This is a genomic window from Methyloparacoccus murrellii, assembly GCF_054657115.1.
In genome coordinates this window covers 1-5,329 of sequence record NZ_BAAHXD010000077.1, presented here as the reverse complement: position 1 = coordinate 5,329, position 5,329 = coordinate 1, and the positions used below count along the sequence as shown (strand labels likewise).

General features: G+C 65.8%; 4 protein-coding genes and 1 tRNA gene. 2 read left to right on the top strand and 3 right to left on the bottom strand.

Annotation, left to right across the window (positions count from 1 at the left end; translation table 11 throughout):
• Positions 1-61: 61 nt before the first annotated feature.
• Entirely contained in the window at positions 62-787 is a 726-nt protein-coding gene (gene rph / locus ACYQ1H_RS15025) for a ribonuclease PH (protein WP_460028857.1), read from the bottom strand.
• A 145-nt stretch (positions 788-932) separates the two neighbouring features.
• Here rph and ACYQ1H_RS15020 point away from each other — a divergent pair, with 145 nt between their 5' ends.
• Positions 933-3,302 carry a penicillin acylase family protein gene (locus tag ACYQ1H_RS15020; protein WP_460028856.1) on the top strand — a complete coding sequence of 790 codons (2,370 nt, stop codon included), beginning with the start codon at positions 933-935 and terminating at the stop codon, positions 3,300-3,302.
• A gap of 488 nt (positions 3,303-3,790) precedes the next feature.
• Here ACYQ1H_RS15020 and ACYQ1H_RS15015 read toward each other — a convergent pair whose 3' ends face one another.
• A complete protein-coding gene (locus tag ACYQ1H_RS15015) occupies positions 3,791-4,036 on the bottom strand; it encodes a hypothetical protein (protein WP_460028855.1) in 246 nt (81 codons plus the stop codon).
• Positions 4,037-4,355: 319 nt separating this feature from the next.
• On the opposite strand from ACYQ1H_RS15015, the gene ACYQ1H_RS15010 reads away from it, so the two are divergent.
• A tRNA-Pro gene (locus tag ACYQ1H_RS15010) sits at positions 4,356-4,432 on the top strand.
• A gap of 472 nt (positions 4,433-4,904) precedes the next feature.
• Here ACYQ1H_RS15010 and ACYQ1H_RS15005 read toward each other — a convergent pair.
• Positions 4,905-5,329, bottom strand: a 425-nt coding sequence (locus ACYQ1H_RS15005; protein ID WP_460028854.1) for a single-stranded DNA-binding protein, incomplete at its 5' end; no start/stop codon positions are given.

Genomic DNA, 5,329 nt, shown 5'->3' with positions numbered 1-5,329 from the left:
TGGTCGCCGTCCCGGGCATGGAGGGCGGGCGGCCTGGCCGGCCCGCCCGCCCGCGGCTTTCTCAGGAACGCGTCCGTTCCAGCGCCTCGCGCTGGTGCTGCATCAGATCGGCAATGCCGCGGGTTGCCAGATCGAGCATCGCATTCAGTTCGTGACGGTGGAAGGCATGCCCTTCGGCAGTACCCTGCACCTCGATGAAGGCGCCGGCCTCGTTCATGACCACATTCATGTCGGTCTCCGCCTCGCAGTCCTCGCGGTAGTCCAGATCCAGCACGGGAACGCCCTGATAGATACCCACCGAAACCGAGGCAATCTGCCCGTGGGTCGGATTGGCGCGCAACCGCCGGGCCTTCATCAGGCGCTCGACCGCCAGGTGCAATGCGACATAGCCACCGGTGATGGAGGCCGTGCGCGTACCGCCGTCGGCCTGGATGACATCGCAGTCGATGGTGAGGGTACGCTCGCCCAGGGCTTCCAGATCCAGCGCCGCGCGCAGCGACCGGCCAATCAGCCGCTGGATTTCCATGGTGCGACCACCCTGCTTGCCCCGCGCCGCCTCGCGACCGGAACGCTCGTGGGTCGCTCGCGGCAGCATGCCGTATTCGGCCGTGATCCAGCCGCTGCCCTTGCCCTTCAGGAACGGCGGCACGCGCTCCTCGATGCTGGCGGTGCAGATCACGCGCGTATCACCAAACTCGACCAGGACCGAACCTTCGGCATGCTTGGTGAAATGGGGCGTGATGAGGATGGAACGCAACTGATCGGGCTGGCGGCCGCTCGGTCTCATGGCATTGCTCGCTGAACGAAAAACCGGGCAGTATACCCCATGCATCCGAACCGCCCTGCCGGCCAGACGCTTCCTCCGCGGATACCCATGCCGCCTCGGCGGCGGCGACCGCGTGCAGCCCGACCATGAACCATCCGTCCATCGCATGACCCTCAAACGCGCCGTCTTCCTGCTGGGCTTCGTGCTGTTGCTGGCCGTGGCGCCCATCGCCTACCAGATCGACCGGGCCGCTCAATCATTGCCGCAAATGGACGGCGAGATCCAGCTGCCGGGACTGCGCGAGCCCGCGACGATCCGCTTCGACGCCAGAGGCATTGCCGAAATCCAGGCCGCCTCGCGGCTCGATGCCTACCGTCTGCTCGGTTTCCTGCATGCGCGCGACCGGCTGTTCCAGATGGATCTGCTGCGCCGCCGGATGACCGGCCGGCTGGCCGAGGTGCTGGGCCAGCCGGCCGCGGCGGCGGATCGCCGGCAACGTCTCTACGGCTTCGACAGGGTAGCCCTCCAGGCCGTGGCGCGGCTTCCGGCGCACCAGCGCGCGGTGCTCGACGCCTATACCGAGGGCGTCAATGCCGTCATCGATACGGCCCGGGAATTCCCGCCCGAATTCCGTCTGCTGCACTATCGGCCCGCGCGCTGGGCACCAGCGGACAGCCTGTTGATCGGCGCCTCGATGTTCCAGACCCTGACCGACACGGAGGCCGAGGAGCGCATGCTGACGCTGATGCAGGCCTGCCTGCCGGCGGCGGTGGCGGGCTTTCTGACCCCCGATACGGATGCCTTCGATCGCACGCTGGCCGGCGGTGAGCGCTCCCGGCGCCCCGAACGGTCAGTACCGACCGAGGCCATTGCCGCGCTGCTGGCAGACCCTCGCCGACAGTCGCAACAGGTTTCGGCCGTGGGCACCGACGACTTCACCCTGGGCTCGAACAATTGGGCGGTCAGCGGCAGCAAGACCGCCGATGGCCGCGCCATTCTTGCCGATGACATGCACCTGCCGCTGGGCGTGCCCAACCTGTGGTATCGCGCCCATCTCCGCTATGCCAACCACCGGCTGGATGGCCTGACGATACCCGGGCTGCCATTGCTCGTGGCCGGCGGCAACGGTCATGTCGCCTGGGGATTCACCAACCTGAACGCCGACGTGCTGGACCTGATCCGGCTGGAAACCCACCCGGACCATCCCGAGGCTTATCGCACACCCGAAGGCTGGCAGCCTTTCGACGTAGCGACGGAGGTCCTCGAAATCCGTGACGCACCAGCAGAGCAACTGACGATCCGCAGGACCCTCTGGGGCCCGGTGCCGGAACGCCCCCTGCTGGGCGCCCCGGTGGCCCTGCGCTGGACAGCGCTGGATCCGGCCGCGATCAACTTGGAATTGCTCGACATCGACCGGGCCGAGACCCTGGACGCCGCCATGCGCCTCTTCAACCGCTTCGGCGCGCCGCCGCAGAATGTCGTCCTGGCCGACGAGCGGGGCCAGATTGCCTGGACCCTGACCGGGCTGCTGCCGGAGCGACGGGGATTCGATGGCGCCACCAGCCAGAACTGGGCCGCGACCGGCGCGGGCTGGTCGGGTTACCTGGCGCCGGCGTCCCTGCCTCGCCTGCTGAATCCGCCCGAGGGCTATATCGCCACCGCCAACAACCGCACCGTTGGCGGCGACTACCCGCATAGCCTTGGCCACAATCCCGCCAACGGCTATCGGGCCTTTCGCATCCGCCAGCGACTGGCCGAACAGCCGCGACTCGACGAGCGTGACCTGCATTCGCTGCAACGGGACATGCGTGGCGGGTTCTATGAGTTTTATCAGCTGCTGGCGCTGTCCCTACTGCCGGAAACGGCCAGCCTCTCACCGGAGGCCCGCGAGGTCCGCGCAGCGATAGCCGGCTGGGACGGGCAACTCGCACCGGACAGCCGGGGTATCGCGCTGCTGGTACATTGGCGGTCGGTGCTGGCACAGGCGCTGATCGACCCTCTGGTGGCCCGCTGCCGGCAGGCGGATCCCGACTTCGTCTATCAATGGCGCCAGCTGGATACCCCCCTGCAGGCCCTGATCCGGCAGGGCCTGCCGCAACTGGCCAGCGCGCGCGGGCAACCGGACTGGAACGCCTACCTGCGCGCGACGCTGCTGGGCAGCGCCCGGGAGCTCAAACAGCGGTACCGGGTGGACACCCTGGCGCAACTGCCATGGCGCCGTGTCAACGCCGTGCGCATCCAGCATCCCTTCAGCCGCATGCAACCCCGGGCCGGAAGCTTGCTGGATATGCCCACCATCCCCGGCGCCTGCAACAGCAATTGTGTAAAGGTGCTGCACGAGCGCAACGGCGCCAGCGAACGGCTGGTGCTCTCACCCAACCATCCGGAGGCTGCCAGTCTGCAAATGCCGGGCGGACAATCAGGGCATCCGCTGTCGCCCCATTACCGCGACCAGCAGGCCGACTGGGCTGATGGCCAGATGTCCGCCTTCCTGCCCGGCCCGACCCAGCACCAGTTGCACCTGCTGCCTCCCTGAAGCGGGACGGGCAACATGACCGGAGCGCCGCCCGGCGACCACCACCCCGCATGCGTATCTGCGCCACGCAAAATCTGGGACAATCGCATCTGCCTTTCCGCCGGGATGGCCACGATGCCAGCCGCAAGACGGCCAGACGGTAACCTTCTTCCCGAACCAGACGCCCGGTGAAACAAACACTACTGTCCCTGCTGCTTCTGACGATCGGCCCGACCTGCCTGATCCTGCCCACGCAAAGTCCCGCCGCCTGGCAGGGCGCGATCCTCCTCGCGGCCGAGGACGAGGAGGATGAAGAGGACGAAGACGACGAGGACACGGGCAGCGGGGGCGGTGCGCGATCCTACTCCCGCAGTTTTTCCGGTTACAGGGAGCCCCATGTCCGCAGCTATCGGCGGGTTGACCGGTCAGCCTGGCATCGCCCCGTCCACCGCAAATCCCGCCATGCGGCAAGAGGACACGGCCGCCACGCACGGCCGGCAACCCACTGGTCACACCACCACGGCTCGCGGAACGTCGTGGCAGCCGCCCATCGGCAGCACGCTCACACCAAATCCGCGACCAAAGGGCGCCATGGCAAGGCCCACCTCCACCGGGCCAGCCATCACCACAGACACGCCGCGCACGCACATGACGGAAAAAGCCGAACCACTACGCGGCACGCCAAGGCGACGCACCCACGCCAGCATGCCAATGGCAGCAAGCGGCATCATCCGGTCCGGCAGAATGTCACGCAACGCAGGCAAGCCCGATCTTTCGCCAAGACGAGCTCGCGCCACCACGCGGACCTATCCAGCCACCCGGCAAACCACTGGAATCCCGGACGACACCCATCCCATCGCAGCACGAAAGCGGCCAGAGGCAAAACCCGTCATCGGTGAACCTCCACCCCGCCAGCAGGCCCAGCCGATGGCCAGCCCCATGGCAACCGGGTAGCAGGACGCATCCGCCTTGCGGTTCGACCGACCGGCTTTTGCGTCTGGGGGAACCACCCACTTCGGCAACACCACCTGATTTTTGACTTAACGGCGCTCTCTCGTTATCATGCCGTTCTTTCGGGGTGTAGCGCAGCCTGGTAGCGCACCTGTATGGGGTGCAGGTGGTCGGAGGTTCGAATCCTCTCACCCCGACCAATTAAATCAAGCCCTTAGCTAGAAGCCGATTAAACACAATCGGCTTTTTTCATTTTTGTGACCCCTTATGTGTCCCCTCCTGGGAAAGGCCAGGTAACTCCGCAAGGCTTTCTCCCATACGGACGAAGCACCCGAAAGGCCAGTGTTGGGCGAGAAAGCAGGTCAGAAGACTGCCTATGCGTGTATCGGGATGACAAACCCGTTCTTCCGTTCACCACTTCAAGCGCAACGTCGCCCGGCCTTTTTTGTGGTTGACCCGTCAACTTGGCCTCAAGCTGGTTCACATTGCCGCTATCCGATTAGCGGCCGGGCGTAGCTCCTCATTCAGCCGCTTGCTTATCTCCCGCCGGTGACCCCACCGCCCTTCCAGGCATTTCGGCACATGTGGGCCCTGTCTGCCTCAGTCCTGGGGCCGGGTTCTTGAGGAGCGCCAGCACTTCCGCCGCCAGTAGCGATTTTCGCTGGCTCATCTTCAAAACCTCATGGGGTCATCAAACTCCGGGGGCTGCCCCTGGCGCTCATGGCCGCGTTGTGGCATCGACTTCTGTTCCAGTTGGGCTTCACCGTTGCCCCGCTTCTGCCGGAGCTGATAAGCCGTCAGAATCCCGATGGCCTGCACGTCCATCGTCGGCTTGGTGACGCCATCCTTGCCGGTCCAGGTCGAGAGCCTGGCCGTGCCTGCAATAGACACCGCATCGCCAGATGATAGCCGCGCCAGTTTGGCCGCTTCATCGCCAAAGGCAATGACCGAGCAAAAGATGGAATCCGCCGCGCCCTCCGAGTCGAACGGCACGGGCACTCGGACGGATGCGCTGGTCCAGACCGACCCGTTCTTGCCGATCCCGCTGCGTGGGTCTTTGACGAGTTTGCCGGTAATCAACACATTCAACATGGTAA